We start from the raw sequence: 497 nt of genomic DNA, 5'->3' as shown, positions 1-497 counted from the left end.
CGGCGCCTCTTGCTTCGTGATCGGCTGGTTGGTGAGCGTGTCGTTGCGACGCGCGGTCAGTCTGATATTCGCGGGTTGGTTACCGCAGGACGGTTCTTCGGCAGGAGCGGGACCGCGTGTCTAGCATCGAGCGTCACCGGCTTGGAAACGCCGGCTGCTCATAGGAGTGTCGCGGGTCGCTCCTCGCGCTGCCACCGGCCATCGGGATCGCGAAGCAGCTCGAGGACTCAGTCGTCCATGACGGCCAGGGACCAGCACCAGCCGGCCAGTTCCCGGGCGACGGCGATGTTGGCGATGGTGGGTCGTTTGCGGCGCTCGATGAAGCGCACCCACCGGTCGTGGAGGCGCCGGTTGCCGAGGTCGCCACGAGCACGGGCAGCGACGGAAGCATGTTCCCATCGTTGCTGCATGACGGCGCCGACCCGGTAGCGGGGGCGGTGATGCCAGGCCGCTTCCACCAGCAGACGACGAGCGTGGCCGTTCCCGGTCTTGGTGAT

The 497-nt window shown here is 67.4% G+C and carries 1 pseudogene; it reads right to left on the bottom strand.

The window, feature by feature from the left end:
- Positions 1-227 precede the first annotated feature (227 nt).
- Positions 228-497, bottom strand: a pseudogene (locus ACPW96_RS23295) (hypothetical protein); the annotation flags it as partial.

It is taken from the genome of Micromonospora sp. DT81.3, from assembly GCF_049847225.1.
In the GTDB taxonomy this organism is placed as follows: Bacteria; Actinomycetota; Actinomycetes; order Actinomycetales; family Microbacteriaceae; genus Microbacterium.
This window is presented reverse-complemented; position numbering and strand designations above follow the sequence as displayed.